Origin of the sequence: Marinobacter sp. LM1, assembly GCF_042763285.1 — a bacterium.
GTDB lineage: Bacteria > Pseudomonadota > Gammaproteobacteria > Pseudomonadales > Oleiphilaceae > Marinobacter > Marinobacter nauticus.
Window position 1 is genome coordinate 3,195,232 of record NZ_CP114373.1, and the last position, 15,620, is coordinate 3,210,851.

19 protein-coding genes are annotated in these 15,620 nt (G+C 55.2%); 5 read left to right on the forward strand and 14 right to left on the reverse strand.

The features are described 5' to 3' along the window. Nucleotides 1-17: 17 nt before the first annotated feature. Complete coding sequence (locus OZ656_RS14905; RefSeq protein ID WP_153740975.1) at nt 18-392, reverse strand: hypothetical protein; 375 nt, start codon at nt 390-392, stop codon at nt 18-20. Nucleotides 393-514: 122 nt separating this feature from the next. On the opposite strand from OZ656_RS14905, the gene OZ656_RS14910 reads away from it, so the two are divergent. Then, entirely contained in the window at nt 515-1,258 is a 744-nt protein-coding gene (locus OZ656_RS14910) for an ABC transporter substrate-binding protein (protein ID WP_199452394.1), read from the forward strand. Nucleotides 1,259-1,315: 57 nt separating this feature from the next. Here OZ656_RS14910 and OZ656_RS14915 read toward each other — a convergent pair whose 3' ends face one another. From OZ656_RS14915 to OZ656_RS14925, 3 genes are all read right to left on the reverse strand, one after another. After that, nucleotides 1,316-3,457 (reverse strand): methyl-accepting chemotaxis protein, encoded by a 2,142-nt coding sequence (locus OZ656_RS14915; protein WP_153740973.1) that lies wholly within the window; start codon nt 3,455-3,457, stop codon nt 1,316-1,318. Between the two features lie 221 nt (nt 3,458-3,678). After that, nucleotides 3,679-4,533, reverse strand: coding sequence for a hypothetical protein (locus tag OZ656_RS14920; protein ID WP_278350319.1), 855 nt, complete (start codon nt 4,531-4,533; stop codon nt 3,679-3,681). Between the two features lie 63 nt (nt 4,534-4,596). Beyond that, nucleotides 4,597-5,274 carry an NAD(P)H-binding protein gene (locus tag OZ656_RS14925; RefSeq protein WP_379944690.1) on the reverse strand — a complete coding sequence of 226 codons (678 nt, stop codon included), beginning with the start codon at nt 5,272-5,274 and terminating at the stop codon, nt 4,597-4,599. 97 nt (nt 5,275-5,371) lie between these two features. Between OZ656_RS14925 and arfB the strand changes: the two genes are divergently transcribed. Continuing rightward, nucleotides 5,372-5,785, forward strand: a complete 414-nt coding sequence (gene arfB / locus OZ656_RS14930; protein ID WP_278350321.1) for an alternative ribosome rescue aminoacyl-tRNA hydrolase ArfB — start codon at nt 5,372-5,374, stop codon at nt 5,783-5,785. On the opposite strand, the gene OZ656_RS14935 is transcribed toward arfB, so the two are convergent. Continuing rightward, entirely contained in the window at nt 5,782-7,338 is a 1,557-nt protein-coding gene (locus OZ656_RS14935) for a BCCT family transporter (RefSeq protein WP_278350322.1), read from the reverse strand. The two genes, arfB and OZ656_RS14935, sit on opposite strands and share 4 nt — an antisense overlap. Before the next feature lie 321 nt (nt 7,339-7,659). Here OZ656_RS14935 and OZ656_RS14940 point away from each other — a divergent pair, with 321 nt between their 5' ends. Beyond that, nucleotides 7,660-8,247, forward strand: coding sequence for a sterol desaturase family protein (locus OZ656_RS14940; protein ID WP_153740969.1), 588 nt, complete (start codon nt 7,660-7,662; stop codon nt 8,245-8,247). A 181-nt stretch (nt 8,248-8,428) separates the two neighbouring features. On the opposite strand, the gene OZ656_RS14945 is transcribed toward OZ656_RS14940, so the two are convergent. Continuing rightward, the gene (locus OZ656_RS14945) at nt 8,429-9,325 is read right to left on the reverse strand and encodes a hypothetical protein (RefSeq protein ID WP_153740968.1); all 897 of its coding nucleotides are present in this window, start codon (nt 9,323-9,325) and stop codon (nt 8,429-8,431) included. A 301-nt stretch (nt 9,326-9,626) separates the two neighbouring features. Between OZ656_RS14945 and OZ656_RS14950 the strand changes: the two genes are divergently transcribed. Then, the gene (locus OZ656_RS14950) at nt 9,627-9,800 is read left to right on the forward strand and encodes a hypothetical protein (RefSeq protein WP_226538144.1); all 174 of its coding nucleotides are present in this window, start codon (nt 9,627-9,629) and stop codon (nt 9,798-9,800) included. A gap of 114 nt (nt 9,801-9,914) precedes the next feature. On the opposite strand, the gene OZ656_RS14955 is transcribed toward OZ656_RS14950, so the two are convergent. From OZ656_RS14955 to OZ656_RS14980, 6 genes are all read right to left on the reverse strand, one after another. Then, nucleotides 9,915-10,541, reverse strand: a complete 627-nt coding sequence (locus OZ656_RS14955) for an SCO family protein (RefSeq protein WP_053113916.1) — start codon at nt 10,539-10,541, stop codon at nt 9,915-9,917. A gap of 17 nt (nt 10,542-10,558) precedes the next feature. Beyond that, complete coding sequence (locus OZ656_RS14960) at nt 10,559-10,915, reverse strand: DUF3703 domain-containing protein (RefSeq protein WP_008173648.1); 357 nt, start codon at nt 10,913-10,915, stop codon at nt 10,559-10,561. A gap of 57 nt (nt 10,916-10,972) precedes the next feature. Then, a complete protein-coding gene (locus OZ656_RS14965) occupies nt 10,973-11,695 on the reverse strand; it encodes a cytochrome c biogenesis CcdA family protein (RefSeq protein ID WP_008173647.1) in 723 nt (240 codons plus the stop codon). Between the two features lie 81 nt (nt 11,696-11,776). After that, entirely contained in the window at nt 11,777-12,454 is a 678-nt protein-coding gene (locus OZ656_RS14970) for a thioredoxin domain-containing protein (RefSeq protein WP_008173644.1), read from the reverse strand. Then, nucleotides 12,451-12,885, reverse strand: coding sequence for a disulfide bond formation protein B (locus tag OZ656_RS14975; RefSeq protein ID WP_008173641.1), 435 nt, complete (start codon nt 12,883-12,885; stop codon nt 12,451-12,453). The genes OZ656_RS14970 and OZ656_RS14975 overlap by 4 nt, the downstream gene beginning before the upstream one ends. Then, entirely contained in the window at nt 12,882-13,607 is a 726-nt protein-coding gene (locus OZ656_RS14980; RefSeq protein WP_008173639.1) for a cation diffusion facilitator family transporter, read from the reverse strand. Before OZ656_RS14980 ends, OZ656_RS14975 begins: the two co-directional genes overlap by 4 nt. Before the next feature lie 69 nt (nt 13,608-13,676). Between OZ656_RS14980 and OZ656_RS14985 the strand changes: the two genes are divergently transcribed. Next, nucleotides 13,677-14,084, forward strand: coding sequence for a helix-turn-helix domain-containing protein (locus tag OZ656_RS14985; RefSeq protein WP_008173636.1), 408 nt, complete (start codon nt 13,677-13,679; stop codon nt 14,082-14,084). Nucleotides 14,085-14,145: 61 nt separating this feature from the next. Here OZ656_RS14985 and OZ656_RS14990 read toward each other — a convergent pair whose 3' ends face one another. Both OZ656_RS14990 and OZ656_RS14995 read right to left on the reverse strand, forming a co-directional pair. Then, nucleotides 14,146-14,769 carry an SCO family protein gene (locus tag OZ656_RS14990; protein ID WP_123891400.1) on the reverse strand — a complete coding sequence of 208 codons (624 nt, stop codon included), beginning with the start codon at nt 14,767-14,769 and terminating at the stop codon, nt 14,146-14,148. Beyond that, entirely contained in the window at nt 14,766-15,608 is an 843-nt protein-coding gene (locus OZ656_RS14995) for a cytochrome c oxidase assembly protein (protein ID WP_023010648.1), read from the reverse strand. The genes OZ656_RS14990 and OZ656_RS14995 overlap by 4 nt, the downstream gene beginning before the upstream one ends. Between the last annotated feature and the right edge of the window lie 12 nt (nt 15,609-15,620).

The following is a 15,620-nucleotide window of genomic DNA, read 5'->3' on the forward strand; positions in this document are numbered from 1 at the left end:
CTTGTCTTGTCGTTACTTCAGGGTTGCACCACCCCGGATTGAGGCACCAGGCAATTGATCATGGTAATCGACAGATCCCGGAATACCGCTTCCGACATCACGTTATCCGGAAACTGGCCGACCATCGTTCGCCGGCAGGATGAGGATCGACTGTTTGCTCGCTGCACACAATCGTTGAATGTCTCCCCGCTATCCCGTCCCGTCGCCTCGCTGCAAAAAACGGGAACCCGGCTGACAACAAAATCAAGTACCTCCCCCCGGCTTGCAGGGCTGGTCGCCAGGTTACTGAAACGCTCTGCACTGGCCGGAGCCGGGGTTCCCCTGGTCTGGTCCCACAATACGTAGAGCAATGCGGCAGAAACCAGCGTTACTGTGACAACGGGCATCTTCATTACAAATCCTTAAAACAGAGTGGCGCGCCATTGTAAAGAAGAACAATCCGAGCTGCCTCATTGAACACCGGTTGAATACCATAGTGAACTCCCAAATTCTGAACCGAAAACGGAGCATCCTCATGAAAGGGAAACTCGGACTTCTCGCTGCCATGCTCGTTCTGGCCGGCTGTGCCACCGCTTCCGAGCAACTGCGCGTTTACACCGAACAATATCCTCCTTATAACATGACCACCAGCGGTCAGCCCTTTGCCCATTCAGAATCCGAAATCACCGGCCTCTGCACCGATGTGCTCAAAGCTGTTCTAGAGAATGCCAAGGTCGACTACAGCATCAAGCTGCGAGACCTCAGCTATGGCATGAACCGCGCTCAACGGCACGAAGACCATGGTATCTACTGCGTATCCAAGACAGACGAACGGGAGCCCTTCTTTGAATGGGTGGGACCACTCTCCAGCATCAAGTGGACCCTGTTTGCCAAGCCCGGCTCCAGCATCAAACTGGACGATCTTGAGGATGCCCGTGACTACCGTATTGGTGGCTACAAAGGCGATGTGATGACGGGATACCTGGAAGACAAAGGATTCGACGTTTCCGCCATAACCAACAATGGACTGAATGCCAAGCGGCTGGAACAGGATCAGATCGATCTATGGGTGGCCGATGGCCTGGCAGGCCCCTACCTGGCCGCCGATGCCTCCGACGTGACCGGCCTTGAGGCAGTTCTTGTTTTCCGCGAAACCCCGATGTATCTGGCCATTAACAAGGACTTTGATCCCGACTTGATCAAAGCCCTTAATACGGCTTACCAGGCTATGCAGGAAAGCGGTGAGATAGACACCATTTCGCGTTCTTACGGGCTCTGATCGCCAAGTGGCTTTTGCCGGCCCCGCCAGCTCTCAGGCTAACGCGGGGCCAGCAGCTTACGCATTGCTCACCTGAAACTGACCGGTGAGGTTTTTCAGCTTGTTTGCCGAAACGTGCGTCATTTCCGAACTCGCCGTCAAACCCGCGATCACCGTCGTCATGAAGCTTACGCTGTCAGCAACGCCACTGGTCTGTGAACTCTGAACAGCGTTGGTTTCCGCGATGCCCGAGATCGCCCGGAAGAGCTTGTCGACCATGTGATGCAGCTCTGCGTTGTCATCCGACGCCGCCCGGGCCTGAGCCAGACGGGCCTCCATCTCTGCCATGCCTTCTTCCATTGTGGTTACGGCGCGCTGAGTTTCTTCCCGCACCCGATACAGACGCTCATCAATTTCCGTCGTGGCCTGGGCTGTCCGACTGGCCAGTTGCCGGACCTCATCGGCGACGACTGCAAATCCCCGCCCTGCCTCACCAGCCCGAGCCGCTTCTATGGCTGCATTGAGCGCTAGAAGATTGGTCTGGGCAGCAATGTCGTTAATCATTTCAGCCGCCTTGCCGATCTCGTCCGTGCGTTCACTCGCGGCGCGAATACCCTCGGCCGAACGCACGATAACGTCGCGAATGCTCTCGGTTTCACGGCTGACACGGGCAAACTGATCTTTGGCACGAGCCACCACATCTTCCATGCTTACCCGCATTTCCTGTGCCGTGGTCGAGGCATTTTCGATTTCGTTCTGCTGCAGATCTGCGCCCTTCAGCATCTGTTCTATGTCGTGTACCACCTGCTGAATCTTTTCATCCGCCTGGCGGTTCTGACCCACAAGGTGTTCACTGGCGGAGCGGGATTCACCCGCAAGACTGATGACCTGCCCCACCATGCCGTCGAGGGTATCCAGAAAGCTGTTCATCCAGCGCGCGAGATCCCCGCTCTCATCCCGCTTGGTCTTGCCGACATCGAGACGCTGGCGCAGATTCCCGCCTCCTTCGGCAATGTTCCGTATGACATCCGCGAGTGATGACAGGCTATCTGCCAATGGCTTGGCGGAACTTGCCCGGAAGATGACAAGCCCCAGGAGCGCAACCATCGCGTTCACGGAGGCTTCCAGCCACAGAGGAGCACCGCTTGCCGAAACCGCTACGTTGGCTGCCCAGATAAGCGCCATAAGGACCCCGAGCCGCGCCGTCAGTCGATAGCTGACCGAACGTTTCCGATACACCTCCTCCAGGTCGCCTTCACACATCATGCCCCAACGATCAGGAGACCCGGGTAACTGGAAGGTCACGCCCTTGCCAATCACCGGTATATGGCGATAGTCGGAATAGCCGGGGTACTTAACGTAGAGGTTTTCACCACGGGCCATGGTTTCCCGTACCCCCGGGTGCAACTGCCCCGTAGCCGGGTCGGTAAAACGTATTTCGAATTCGGTGTGTTCCCGAATCCGTACTGTACCGAAGCCCGTACGGATTCCGTCTTTGAGGTTGTCGCCGTGACTGAAGGTAGCGTCTTCAAACCGCGAGCGCGACAGGGCAACTCCCGGTCTGATCGATGGATCAAACTGACTGTCGATCATGAAAATGTAGTTGTCGCCAGACTCTTCAAAAATGTGCCCGGCCTCGCGCTGAATCAGGTCACTCATGACATCGTTCGGAACCCGGGCACAGACTGCCGCTGCCTGATTGCCAGCAAGAGCGACCGGCTGGTAGAACATCAGCGTGACATCGTCATGAAATCTGGAAGTTGTGGCACCAAGCTGCAAGGTGACCGGGTCACTGTAGGGCCCGTGGAGGAACCGCTCTCTCACCCCTCGTTGCACGGCCGCGGGCATGAGGCCTGCGGCTCCGTTTCTGCCGGTCACCGTCGAGGCGACAACAGAGCCATCTTCTTTCACAACGAAAAGCTCGGAAATTTCCCGGAGGCGCGTAACGGCCGAATCCAGTACCTCTGAAATGCTATCGTGTTCGCTACCCTCAAGTCGTGCCGCAAGCCCCTCAAGGAAGGCCCACTTGCCATTTGCCCAGTTAATCAGCGCTTCGCGACGGGTTTTCGCGATGCTCTCGAATATCTCTTCATTCGTTGCATATTGCTGGCGGTTCAAAAAACAGGACCATCCCATCCGCAACTTACCTGTGGCCCCAAACCAGGGCAACCAACCCCGCTCATCGGATGAAAGGTTCATGGAATCACTGCGTAAAGTCATAGCGCGCCTTCCTCAATCGGTACTGCATGCCTGCACTACAACGAGGTGGTGCAAACATACCTGCTTTCAGAAGGAAGCTAAGCAAAGAGCGGGCCTGAACCGGCGGACCGGTCAAAACCTGAAGGGAAGTAGCAACTGCCGGATTCAAACGATGAGAGAGGCGCACCATCGGGGTGCGCCATCAAAAATATGCACTAAAGAAGGGCGAGGCGCCCCTGGGCTCAGCGGGTCTTCAGATTCTCCAGAAACTCAGCCATTTCTGCTTGCATGTCGACAACACGTTGCCGCCATTCCGCCTTGTAGGCCGCAAACTCCTCGCTCAATTCGCCCAATTGCAGCTGGGCTTCGGCGGCGGTCGCGGTGCTCTCCGCAAGCGTCTTCAAGTTGACTTCAGACAACTGCTCCCGCTGGTCTTCAAGCCTGATTACCGTTTCGTTCAAGGTACGTCTGTCCTGCGGCGTTGCAGATGGGGTAGATTTAAGCGCTTCCCGCAGGGATTCAGACAGCTCTTCCAGATGCTGGCTCAGTTGATCACCGTACTCTTCAGCCAACGCCGACATATCTTCATTCATACTCTGGGCCTGTTGCTGCAACTCCCGCCCCAGCCTCTCAAGCTCTACCGCCATCTCATCAGATTGATTTGCCCAGCGACTCTTGAGATCTTCACCCAGTTTTTCCAGCTGCCCAACAAGACTTCCCCAAACCGGGCCCTGTTTCAGGGCATCGCCGGTGCGATAATAATCCACCAGCCAGTCGTCACCTTTACGTACCAGATAGGTTAAGGACTCCGTGGCTTCGCTCTGGCCCTCCAGACCACTCAGGGTGGTGGTTACCCGGGCCAGATTGTCATCAATGACCACACGCCCCCACTCAATGCTCACGTTCTGCCATTGCTGTTCAAAACCATCGAACGCCGCTTCATCGACCAGGGTTGAATAATCTGCGGCCGCTTCAGCATCCTCTTCAAGTACAGCTTGCCAAAACGCTTCCGATACTTCCTGGGGCGATTCCGGGCGACTGCACCCTGTCGCCATGAATACGGAAAACACCAGAAAAGGAAAAAGTACATATTTCATTAATCAACCTCATCGATCGCTCGGGAACAGTGACCCGGATTTTACATCAGGTGAAGGACCGCATTAGCGACGATTGCCCATCGTTAAGATATCGTCGTACTCCCACACTCTCACCACTGCACCGCCCGAAGTGATTCCGCTAATGGTCTCAAGCTCGTTGACCATGGCCGACGCGACGGCTTCCGCTTCAATTGCCCGATATTTTCTCAGTGGCCCGATCAACGCCCGATTCGCAACCGGCATGACGGCCACACCAAGAGCCTCGGCCGTTCGAGCCTCCTTGCGCTGCCCCAGCAACAGGCTCGGGTGGTAAATCGCAAGATAAGGAAATTTCAGCGCCCGGACATTGTCCTCAAGCTCTCCTTTGACTCGATTGTAGAAAACCGGGGATTGCGACGATGCTCCGATGGCCGACATCAGAATCAATGCCCGTGCGCCAGCGTTACGGGCCATCTGAGCTGCCTTCAATGCATAGTCATGATCGACCTTGCGAAAGGCTTCTCTGGAGCCTGCCTTTTTCAGGGTTGTTCCAAGGCAACAGATCAGGACATCCACCTGGAAAGCGTCAGGCGCAGCCTCCATTGCATCAAAATCCATGAAGCGCTGCTCCAGTTTCTGATTTTCCACGACCATCGGCCGGCGAACCGGAGCGATCACCGTCGATATCTCCGCCTGCTCGAGGAGTTTCTCCACCACCATGCCTCCGGTCAGGCCGGTAGCGCCTAAAACCATCACCTTCATTCGGTGTCTCCCTGTGTTCATCGCTTCTGATTGGTTGCCGGATTGCGTAGGATGATACTCGTAAACACCCGAATCCGAGCTCTCAACACGTGCCACTATGCTGAAATTATCCAATGCCGTCGAACTGGCAGACTGGGAAATCCAGATTACGCAGATACGATCCCAGGGGGCCGGCGGTCAGAATGTGAATAAGGTTGCCTCTGCCGTACACCTCCGGTTCGACATCCTGCATTCCACCCTGCCGCCGTTTTACAAAGAACGTTTGATGGCATTGTCCGACCAGCGCATCAGTAAAGACGGCGTGATTGTGATCAAGGGGCAGTCTTTCCGCACGTTTGAGCAGAACAAAGAGGACGCGCTGAACCGACTCAAGACTCTCATTCGGGAGGCAGTAAAACCGCAAAAAGCCCGCCGGCCAACACGACCGACAAAATCCTCCCAACGGCGGCGTGTGGATAACAAAACCCGCCGTGGGGAGATCAAATCCCTGAGGGGAAAAGTAAAAGGCTAAGTCAGCCCCTGCTCTTTCGCCAGGGCTGATGCGGCCCGGGGACCGGTCCACAAAGAAGGGAGAATAATCAACGACACCGGAATGGCTGTGATAACAATGAACTGTTGCAACACCCCAATCTGACCGGCCCCCATATAGAGAAGAATCGCGGCCATCAGTGCCATGGCGCCACCCCAGAAAACGCGAATCCAGGGTTGCGGCTCGTCATGGCCGGCCCCCACCATCGCAATGGAGTAGCTCATCGAATCTCCGGTTGTCGCCACAAAGATAGTGGTCAACAACAGGATGGCAGCCGCCATCCAGGTGCCCCCCGGCAGTGCCTGAGCAACCGTCAATGTGGCGACATCAAACTGAAAGCTGTTCAGGGCGTCGGTCAAATCAAACGTGCCAGACATCTGATGATAGATGCCGGAGCCACCCAGTAACGTGAACCAGATGGTCGTAGCGATGGGTGCCAGTATGGCGACCGCCATGATGGTTTCACGGACTGTTCTACCCCGCGAGATTCTCGATACAAACACTGCCATCAAGGGGGTATAGCCGATAAACCAGGCAAAGAAAAACACCGTCCACCACTTCATCCACCAATCGGGCGCCGTCTGTGCTGTCATCGTGGCCATGGAGAAAAACGAGCCCAGATACTGCCCCATGGATTGCACGTAGACATCCGTAAGGAATAGCGTTGGGCCAAACACAAAAATAACACCGGCGATGACCAGCGCCAGGATGACGTTGAAACGACTGAGCAGCTGGATACCCCGATGCAGCCCGGTCATTGCAGATGTCATGTATACCCCCGCCAGCACGGTCAGAACCATGAGCTGGGTGCCATAATCATCGGAGACACCAAAAAGCTCATGCAATCCAAAGCTCATCTGTGTCGCCAGAAAGCCGATCGGGCCCACGGTGCCGGCAACCACGGCGATCACGCAGGCAGCATCCACGACTCCGCCCAAGCGCCCACGAACGACGCGCTCACCTAAAACGGGATAAAGCAGCGTCCGTGGCTGCAGCGGCTGCCCTTGTGAGTAGTGCGCGCGCGAGAGCACGATGGCCGTTAATGAACCAAGCACAGCCCAAGCTAGAAACCCCCAGTGCATAAATGACTGGGCAAGCGCAGGTGCAACGGCGGCAGGGGACGCGGCCTCGGTGTCGAACGCCGGCGGGGTGACCACAAAATGATAGACCGGCTCACCTGCTGCGAAGAAGACTCCGCCACCGGCCAGCAACGTACACATGATCATCGATAGCCAGCGGAACCGGCCAATCTCCGGCTCATCCAGCCCTCCAATCCTGGCCCGACCGGCCCCGCTTACGCCGGTGGCAACCGCCACAAAAAACGTGAGCAGCAAGAGCAGCTGGAAAAAAGAACCAAGATATTTTGCGGTCCACGAAAAACCGTGACCAATCAGGTCAGCCACGTAATCGGCATCGACAACAGAAGCACCAACAAACAGCAGAATAAAGCCAATGGTCAGAACCAGCACAACGGGATCACTGTCGCTCCAGACGCTCTCGCTTGCCTTGGGTTTAGGGATAGTCTCGGCGGTCATTGGGAATGGGTCCTTGGGGCAAAAAGGGCGCGACACTACCGGAACTCTTAAGCGATTGCACCCAACTACGGGGAATTACGAACCTGCACAGCTGCGGATCACTCAGCGGTTTGCCCACAGAATCTGTGGATAACTCTGTGCGAAGTCTCAGGACAGGTTCGCCCGACCCTCGTCATCCCTGGGGCGCCCAATGTTGGAGGCAATTTGATCAGGTTGTCCGATTCCGCCAACGGGGCCTGACAAGCTGACGCAAATGAGCTCAGAAATTCAAGGCGGCTATGGCACGATGAAAACTCAGCCACGCTCTGAAAGAGGTGATTCATGATTGGCTTTCCGGTCGCCCTGATTTTTGCCAACGGCGTTGAATGGTATGCCCATAAATACATCCTCCACGGGACCCCACGGCCGGGAAAACCCAGATACAGCCCGGTACCGAAGTCCATGAAAAGCCACTGGCAGCATCACAAGATCGTGCGCACCACGGATTACCGCGACGAAGGCTATGAAGAAGGGTTTTCCAACTGGCGCACCCGGAACGAAGTCACCTCCCTGCTTGCGCTCACTGCGGTTACCTCTCTGGCGCTACCGGTAGCCCCGTTTTTTACACTGGGCACCTACTACGCGGCTGGCCGGTACTTCTATGTGCACCGGCGCTCTCACCTGGAACCCGAGTGGGGAAAGAAGGCCATTCCCTGGCATTACGATCACCATATGAACACCAATCAGGACGCCAACTGGTGCGTCACCCGTCCCTGGTTCGACTACATCATGGGGACCCGTATCAAAGCAAATCCGGAGCTTGCCGAGTCCAACCCTTTGGGTATCAACCTGCCCTCGATCATCGAGAACCCCATGAACCGGTTTTTGAACAAGTGTTTTCCACAGCTAGGGATGAACCAACAGGGCTGATTGGTTTTGCCCACAGAATCTGTGGATAACGTTGTTGGCAACGACAGGATAGGCAGTGCAAAGCGTGCAGTGGCAGGCCCTGGCGGAAAGCGCAGGTAAAATGATCAATCTGAACAGATGCGCGCTTCGCCAGGTTGGGTGGGTGTTGGCACACCCACCAATAGCTTGTTTTTGGGTCGCTTCAGGCGGGAACAGTGGCTTCGATAGCGTTGCCTGCTTCGGTATCACCTTTGCCCAAAAGAATATCCCGGAACGAAAGATAATACGCGCCCGCGAGAACCGCCCCCCAGACAAATGACACGACAATTGTAATCACCGTCATGCCAATAACCGATGCGGTTGAAGCACCAATTGCGAACGTGGGGAACAGTACCAGTTGAGTAACAACCATCGCGTTTACAGCAAAGAAAAGCAGTACAAACAAGTTCTTGAAGCACGCGCGCAGGCTGTTACGAACAGCCTCTAAAGCCCCCTGTCTGGCAACCACAATCAACGGGATTGCATAGAAGAACAACGCACCGAACAGAACCAGCGCGCCAAGCACTGCAATGAACATGAGCAGAATCGCAGCAATACCTGCTGAGGGCCCGAAGCCATCATCCATGAAACCACCCATGCCATAGCGGCTAACAGATGAAAACGAAAAATCGGCAATACTTGCGATCACGTAGCCAATAACGGACAGTACAATGCCGACGACAATCATCATCACTACCATCAGGAAAGTATGAAGTATCGTGTGCCCGCTGAAGCCGGAAAACACCTGGGTAAACCGGGGAGTCCCCTCGGCTGCGCTGTGGAACAGAGCCACCATACCGGCGTTGAGTAGCAGCGTTACGAAAATGCTGACAATCACCAGCACCACGGTGCCAAAGACACTGCCACCGGAAATCATCTCCATCGCACCATATTGAATCAGCGCCGGAACAAGAAACACCAGCAGATAGGCAGGCAGAATCACGCCCCAGTTACTGCGCAGCAGTCGCACCGCCGCCGAAATCCAGTTCAGTGGTGGGCCGGCCGGAACTTTTCTCGGGATAACAGGGGTGTCGTAAGAAGTATCGGTTGGGGTGCTCACAGCAGGAAGTCCTTAATGTGTTTTCCAGGAATGTCGACCATGTAGATGGCCCGTCCAAGGGGGCGGACGTTAACAAAACCTGCCGTTTAGCAATGCCCAATATTGTCCTGCTTCCTTGTAGGACATTGACCATTGAACCAATAAGCTGGATCACCGTCCCGCAGACCGAAACAGCACATAGTTTGCAATCAAAGCCAACAATGCCCCGAGAATGGCAGGCAAAGTCCAAGAAAAGCCACTGGCAGCATCACAAGATCTTGCGCACCAAGGATTACCGCGACGAAGTCTATGAGGAACCCGAGTGGGAAAGAAGGCCATTCCCTGGCATTACAATCACCATATGAACACCAATTGGGACGCCAACTGGTGCGTCACCCGTCCCTGGTTCGACTACATCATGGGGACCCGCATTAAAGCGAACCCGGACCTCGCGGAATGCAACCCTCTCGGAGTGAAGTTACCCACCTTTGTCTAACAACCGTTGAACCGTCTATTTCATCGTCTTTTTGCGTAGTGCAATCATAAATTGTCCGAACCTAAACAAAAGCGAACATTCGAGTCAGAGCTTTCCTCCAGAGCCTCCAGTCATTCAGTAATCCTCTTCAAGCAGGCCAACAAGGTCCTGCCGAATGGATTGAGCGCTTAAATCTTCCGGCCGGATAAGCAGGCGAGGATTACCCTCACGATCAAACACATAGACTGCACCGCTGTGAGTAACGGCATAGTCACCTTCTGCGTCCGGTTCTTCATGCCCGAACGTCGTCCGGTATCGCTGGGTAAGCGTGCGGAGGTCAGAGGCGTTGCCGGTCAGCCCGATGATTTTGTCACCAAAAAAATTGACGTACTCCGCCAGGCGTTCGGGTGTGTCGCGCTGAGGATCGACACTGACGAACAACGTAAGTACTTCCTCCTGATTTTCCGTGCTCAGCCCGCTGACGGCCTGGCTGAGTTTTTGCAGAGCAGTGGGGCAAACATCAGGGCAAGAGGTAAATCCGAAAAACAGCATTCGTACCTGACCACTGTAATCATCGCCTGAAACCCGTGTTCCCTGACTGTCGATCAAATCGAATTCAAGCTTGGGCATCACGCCGCTGATGTCTGTCCCGTGCCAATCCGGCGGATCATCGCCCATGCAGCCAACAAGGAGGATTGCCAGCATCATCAATGCAATGGATGCAAAGCGCTTTGCGTGGTGTTGGAAGCAGGGTTTGATCATCAAGTGGTGTCCTTCAATTACGTGTTGGAAGGATTCTGGTGTCCCAGAACAATCGCCAAGTCTTCCGGCACCGCCATCGGTTCAAATGCGCTGACGTTGGCACGTCCCGTATTGCCGACAGGAACCCGGATTCGTGAAACCAGCAACGCAGCGAAGGCCCGAGCCAGCTGACCGAGAACCTCGCGAGCATCGCGCGCGTGCCAGCCAAGCCGGAGCATGCGCAAATGTGTTGTCGTGTGCGCTAACGCGAACTTCTGGCTCAGAATATGAGCCCGTTCAAGATGTCTGAACGCTGTAGCGACATCGCCCTGATTGTCAGCATCAGCGGCTGCTGCCGGTTCTGTCAGATAGAACGTCTTGAGTTCACTGTTCACTGCTCAGTTCTCCTGCCTTATCGGCCAGCTAAGTTGTGGGCAAAGATTTGCCCGGGATCAACCGAGTCTTCCGAGTACCGGAAATGCGGATAACATCCATGATGCAAACCGGGTCATCTGTCCCGTCAGCACCATTACCCCCATAACAACCAGAACCAGCCCTGCCAGGATTCTCAGTGACTGACTCCAGCGGCTCATCCAGCGCACTCGCGCCCGAAAGTGCTTAATAAATAAAGCCGTTGCCAAAAATGGAATTGCCAACCCCAGCGAATAAACGGCCAGGTACAGCATGCCGGTTTCAGCATTCGCATGGGTGGAACTGAGAGCCAGGATAGCGCCCAATATCGGGCCAATACACGGTGTCCACCCGACGGCAAAGGCCAAGCCGAGAAGGAACGCTGCCGTGGGCCGTCCACCCTCAAGGGTTTGCCCAAAGCGCCAGTCGCGCTGTAACGCGGGCATGCTCCACCAGCCCAGCATAAATAGCCCCATCAGCACAATCAGAATGCCCGCCACCAGATTGGCTTCCTGCCGGTAGGCCATCAGCCACTGACCGAGCAGACTAGCGCTGGCACCAAAAGCGATGAACACTACACTGAACCCAAGGACAAAACAGATACTGAGCCACAGAGATTGCAGTCGACTCGAACGGTCTGTGACAGTGCCGCCCGTAACGACCGATAGATACCCCGGAACCAGCGGCAGAGTGCAGGGTGAGAAAAATGACACCAGGCCGCCAAAAAAAGCAGCCAGCATTCCCCATGTCGCAAGATCTGGCATTTCCGTGAGTCCTCAATTTTCTGAGTTCAGTTGACGGTGGAGGGCATCAAGCCCATCCGTGTTTTGTTCGACACCGGTCGACTATTTCTGTGCGTCTGGGAGCGACTCCTGAACAAGACGAAGTAGCGGTTTGGGACCAAACTCCGTGAGTTGGCGGCCATTCACGAAAAAAGTCGGGGTGCCCCGAACACCGATGGTTTTGACGTCCTGCATGTCCTGATCAAGGATGGCGCTTATCCGTTCGGATTGCATATCCTCACGGGCTTGGGACAGGTCCAGACCGGCTGCCTCGGCCGCTCCCCATGCCTTGGCAACCTTCGGGTCGTCGTGCCAGGCCGGCTGCACCTCCAACACAGCTTCCAGCACCGGTTCATAGACATCTTGCAGGCGAGCTGCTTCCAGAATTCTGGAGACTTCCTCGGAACCCTGATGGAACATTGTGTACCGCAAAACAAGCCGCACCTGGCCTGGATACTCAGCAAGTATCTGTTTCACGATCGGGTAGAACGCCCGGCAGGCTTCGCAGGAGGGGTCGAAAAACTCAACGATGATCACCGGTGCGTCGGCAGGCCCGAATGTGGGCGAATGGAAGCGTACCAATGCTTGTTGGTTCGCGATCGGTTCGGCAGCGGCAACAGACTTTTCGCCGGTGGTGGCCGTTTTTTGAGGCTGCTGGGGCTGTGGCTTGAATAGGACGGCGGCTGAAAAGGCTGCGATCAGCACGAGACACACGACAACAAAGATGGCACGACGATTCATGTATGAACTCTCCGACGGATAAGCAAGAGCAGAATGATGATGGCAACAAAAATGGCCAGCGATAGAAACGGAAGCGGCAGCCCACCAAATATCGTCATTCCGTCACCCGAGCAGGACGGGCCAGTGGCCGTGCAGGGCTGAATGGGTTGTGGAATGAGCCCCACATAAAGCAGTGAGTGGGCTAGAGCGAACAGGGAGCCAATGACAGACAGCGGCATAGCGTAGCGCCAAACGTTAAAATCCGAGTAGTAGCAGGCGACTGCGAGAATCACCGCCAACGGAAACATGAAGGCGCGCTGAAACCAGCACAGAACGCACGGAGCCTGCCCGAGAACTTCCCCGATGTAGATGGCTGAAAGCGAGGACCCCGCCGCCAGTAGCCAGGCTGACAGCAGCAGCCCCCATGGAATCACCCGGTTATTGGTGGTCACCGGGATGGCTCTCTGGATTCATTGGCACAAGTGCTTTGCGAAGAAGAGCAGCAGCTGTTTCCAGCGGTATCGCCTTCATCTTTGCTCGATTTATCGGCGGTTTCAGCCCCACCGGCACGCCATTCCTCCATACCCTCACGGATGACCTGCCAAGCGGAGTGCAGGAATAGCGCAGCAATGGCGAGGCCCACAATGATGTCCGGCCAGAGGGTATTGGTGAGGGCGACCAATCCTGCCGCAATGATTACACTGCTATTGGCGAACAGATCGTTCCTGGAACACATCCAGGTGGAACGCATATTGAGATCGTCCGCACGATGACGGTAGAGCAACACAAAACAAACGCCGTTTGCAAACAGGGCAAGAGCGCCGACAGCGCCCATCCACTCGGCGGCGGGCACTTCCTGTATCACCAGCTTGCGGATGGCATCGGCGACAACAACAAGCCCGAACAACAGCATAAAGCCGCCTTTGAACAAAGCCGCTCCGGCACGCGCGCGACGGCTTCGGTCCAGCACGAACAGTGTCAGTGCATAGACAGACGCGTCGCCAAACATATCCAGCGAATCGCCCAGCAACGCGGTAGAGCTTGCAATCCAGCCGGCGCTGAATTCCACCACAAACATCACTGCGTTGATGGCAAGCGCAATGTAAAGCACCCGGCTTTGGCTCGCTCGCAATTGTGCCAGTTCACCGGCCTTGTTTTCACAGCAGCTGTCCACGACGAACCCTCCTAAAACGTGCAATACATCGATACACTGGTGGTTATAGTAACTATAAGGTCAATAGCGATGAGCGAAAAAAGGAACACGGTCGGTCGGCTAGCTGATGATACGGGCGTTAAGCCCGTGACCATCCGTTATTACGAAAAAATTGGACTGTTGCCGAAAGCGACCCGCTCGGAGTCGGGCTATCGTCTCTACTCCGAAGAGGATCATTCGCGGCTGCTGTTTATTCGACGAAGCCGCGGGCTCGGATTTAGCCTTGACGATATTCGTGAACTGCTTTCACTGGCGGATCGTCAGCAGGAGTCCTGTGCGGGTGTGGACGCCAAAGTTGAACAACAACTGGTTCAAGTGCGCTCTCGACTGAAAGATCTACATGCAATGGAACACGAGTTGGAAAGACTGAGTGCGTGTTGTGACGGCGGAGTTATTATGGACTGCCGAATTATCGAGACACTCTCCGGCTCTGCTTAACCACTTTGTATGTGCCCGCCAACCAGGACTGTCTCAATTCGAGTTGGGACAGTCTATTCAGTCAGGCATCCTCCTGAATAAGAGCAACGAGGTCATGCCGAATTTCTTCTCTACTCAGATCGGGCCGCATTAAGAGGCGGGGGTTACCTTCGCGATCAAATACATAAATCGCGCTGCTGTGTGACACCGCATAATTTCCATCAGCGGCAGGTTCGTCATAACCGAAGGTTGTTCTATATCGTTTTGCCAGTTCACGAAGCTGGGGTTCTTTTCCAGTGAGTCCTACAATATTGTCGCCGAAGAAATCCACGTATTTTGCGAGACGCTCAGGCGTGTCACGTTTCGGATCGACACTCACGAACAAAGTGAGTACTTCATCCTGAAGCGCGGGGTCCAGGCCACTGGTTGCCTGATTGAGTTTTTGCAGGGCGGTCGGGCAAACATCGGGGCACGAGGTGAACCCGAAAAACAGCATTCTCACGCGGCCACTGTAATCATCGCCAGATACAGACTTGCCCTGGCTATTGATCAGGTCGAATTCCAGCTCAGGCATCAAGCCACTGATGTTTTTACCGTTCCAGTCTTCCTCGTCATTGCCAAAGCAACCAGTCAGCAATAGGGATGCTATCAGCGTTAAGGTCGCCGATATGATGTTGGTGCGCTGTCGCCAGAAGCGAGTTCTCATGACGCTGTTTCCTCAAGTTGTTTGGATTGGTTGGTATATTTTCCGTCCTGATGCATGGCTCGCCGGAGCATCAGAAGAATGCCAAGAATGCTCATCATGGCCGGAGGAATATAGGTCAGCATGCCTCCCAGTAGCTGGTCGACTTCCGGGTCCAGCGGCCAGGCCCTGCCACAGACTTCGTAAACGTCATAGACCATGTCACGTGAAAACACGATCCACGCCCCAAGAAACATCTGAAGCACACCTGCGGCGGCCAGAACCAACATGCGTCTGCCATACCCCAGCGATGAGGTGATCGCCGGCGGTCTTGGATCAAAGATCAACCACCAGAACAGCAGGCCATCCAGCAACATGCTCCAGTTCATGACCCAATACAGATCCCGGCTGAGCATGGCGTCAAAATGGATTGATGGCCACAGCCAGAAATAGATAAGCCCGACAAACAGGAAAAGGGCGATAAAAGGCTGTTGCAGAACGTTATAGACCCAGCCCAGAGGCCTCAATGTATGCCTCCAGCCCGGGCTGATTTTTGCGAACCAGAACCGCATGACCGGTAAAGGGTTGGACAGGGCGATCAGGATCGGACCGATATGATGAAGAATCAGGTGCTGACCCCGATGGACGAAGAACATGTATTGTGCGTAGTAATCGAAGCGGGTCTGCATCACCGCATAACAGATCAGTACCCCCAGGGTGAACGCAAAGATCCGCAGTGAGCCTGGCCGGTCCTGTTCCGGCATCCGAATTAGCCCGACGCCATAGAATCCCATCACGAGCATGTAGCTGAGTATGGTCAGCGGCGAGAAATCGTAGGGTAAAAGGTAGTCAAGCAGTGACATAGCGTTGCCGGT

What these genes read in the sequence shown, in the direction of transcription:
- OZ656_RS14915 (WP_153740973.1), bottom strand. Translation starts at nt 3,457, where the DNA reads ATGACTTTACGCAGTGATTCCATGAACCTTTCATCCGATGAGCGGGGT.
- OZ656_RS14910 (WP_199452394.1), top strand. Translation starts at nt 515, where the DNA reads ATGAAAGGGAAACTCGGACTTCTCGCTGCCATGCTCGTTCTGGCCGGC.
- OZ656_RS14965 (WP_008173647.1), bottom strand. Translation starts at nt 11,695, where the DNA reads ATGCCAGATCTTGCGACATGGGGAATGCTGGCTGCTTTTTTTGGCGGC.
- OZ656_RS14935 (WP_278350322.1), bottom strand. Translation starts at nt 7,338, where the DNA reads ATGACCGCCGAGACTATCCCTAAACCCAAGGCAAGCGAGAGCGTCTGG.
- OZ656_RS14995 (WP_023010648.1), bottom strand. Translation starts at nt 15,608, where the DNA reads ATGTCACTGCTTGACTACCTTTTACCCTACGATTTCTCGCCGCTGACC.
- OZ656_RS14955 (WP_053113916.1), bottom strand. Translation starts at nt 10,541, where the DNA reads ATGATCAAACCCTGCTTCCAACACCACGCAAAGCGCTTTGCATCCATT.
- OZ656_RS14990 (WP_123891400.1), bottom strand. Translation starts at nt 14,769, where the DNA reads ATGAGAACTCGCTTCTGGCGACAGCGCACCAACATCATATCGGCGACC.
- OZ656_RS14985 (WP_008173636.1), top strand. Translation starts at nt 13,677, where the DNA reads ATGAGCGAAAAAAGGAACACGGTCGGTCGGCTAGCTGATGATACGGGC.
- OZ656_RS14940 (WP_153740969.1), top strand. Translation starts at nt 7,660, where the DNA reads ATGATTGGCTTTCCGGTCGCCCTGATTTTTGCCAACGGCGTTGAATGG.
- OZ656_RS14905 (WP_153740975.1), bottom strand. Translation starts at nt 392, where the DNA reads ATGAAGATGCCCGTTGTCACAGTAACGCTGGTTTCTGCCGCATTGCTC.
- OZ656_RS14920 (WP_278350319.1), bottom strand. Translation starts at nt 4,533, where the DNA reads ATGAAATATGTACTTTTTCCTTTTCTGGTGTTTTCCGTATTCATGGCG.
- arfB (WP_278350321.1), top strand. Translation starts at nt 5,372, where the DNA reads ATGCTGAAATTATCCAATGCCGTCGAACTGGCAGACTGGGAAATCCAG.
- OZ656_RS14970 (WP_008173644.1), bottom strand. Translation starts at nt 12,454, where the DNA reads ATGAATCGTCGTGCCATCTTTGTTGTCGTGTGTCTCGTGCTGATCGCA.
- OZ656_RS14925 (WP_379944690.1), bottom strand. Translation starts at nt 5,274, where the DNA reads ATGAAGGTGATGGTTTTAGGCGCTACCGGCCTGACCGGAGGCATGGTG.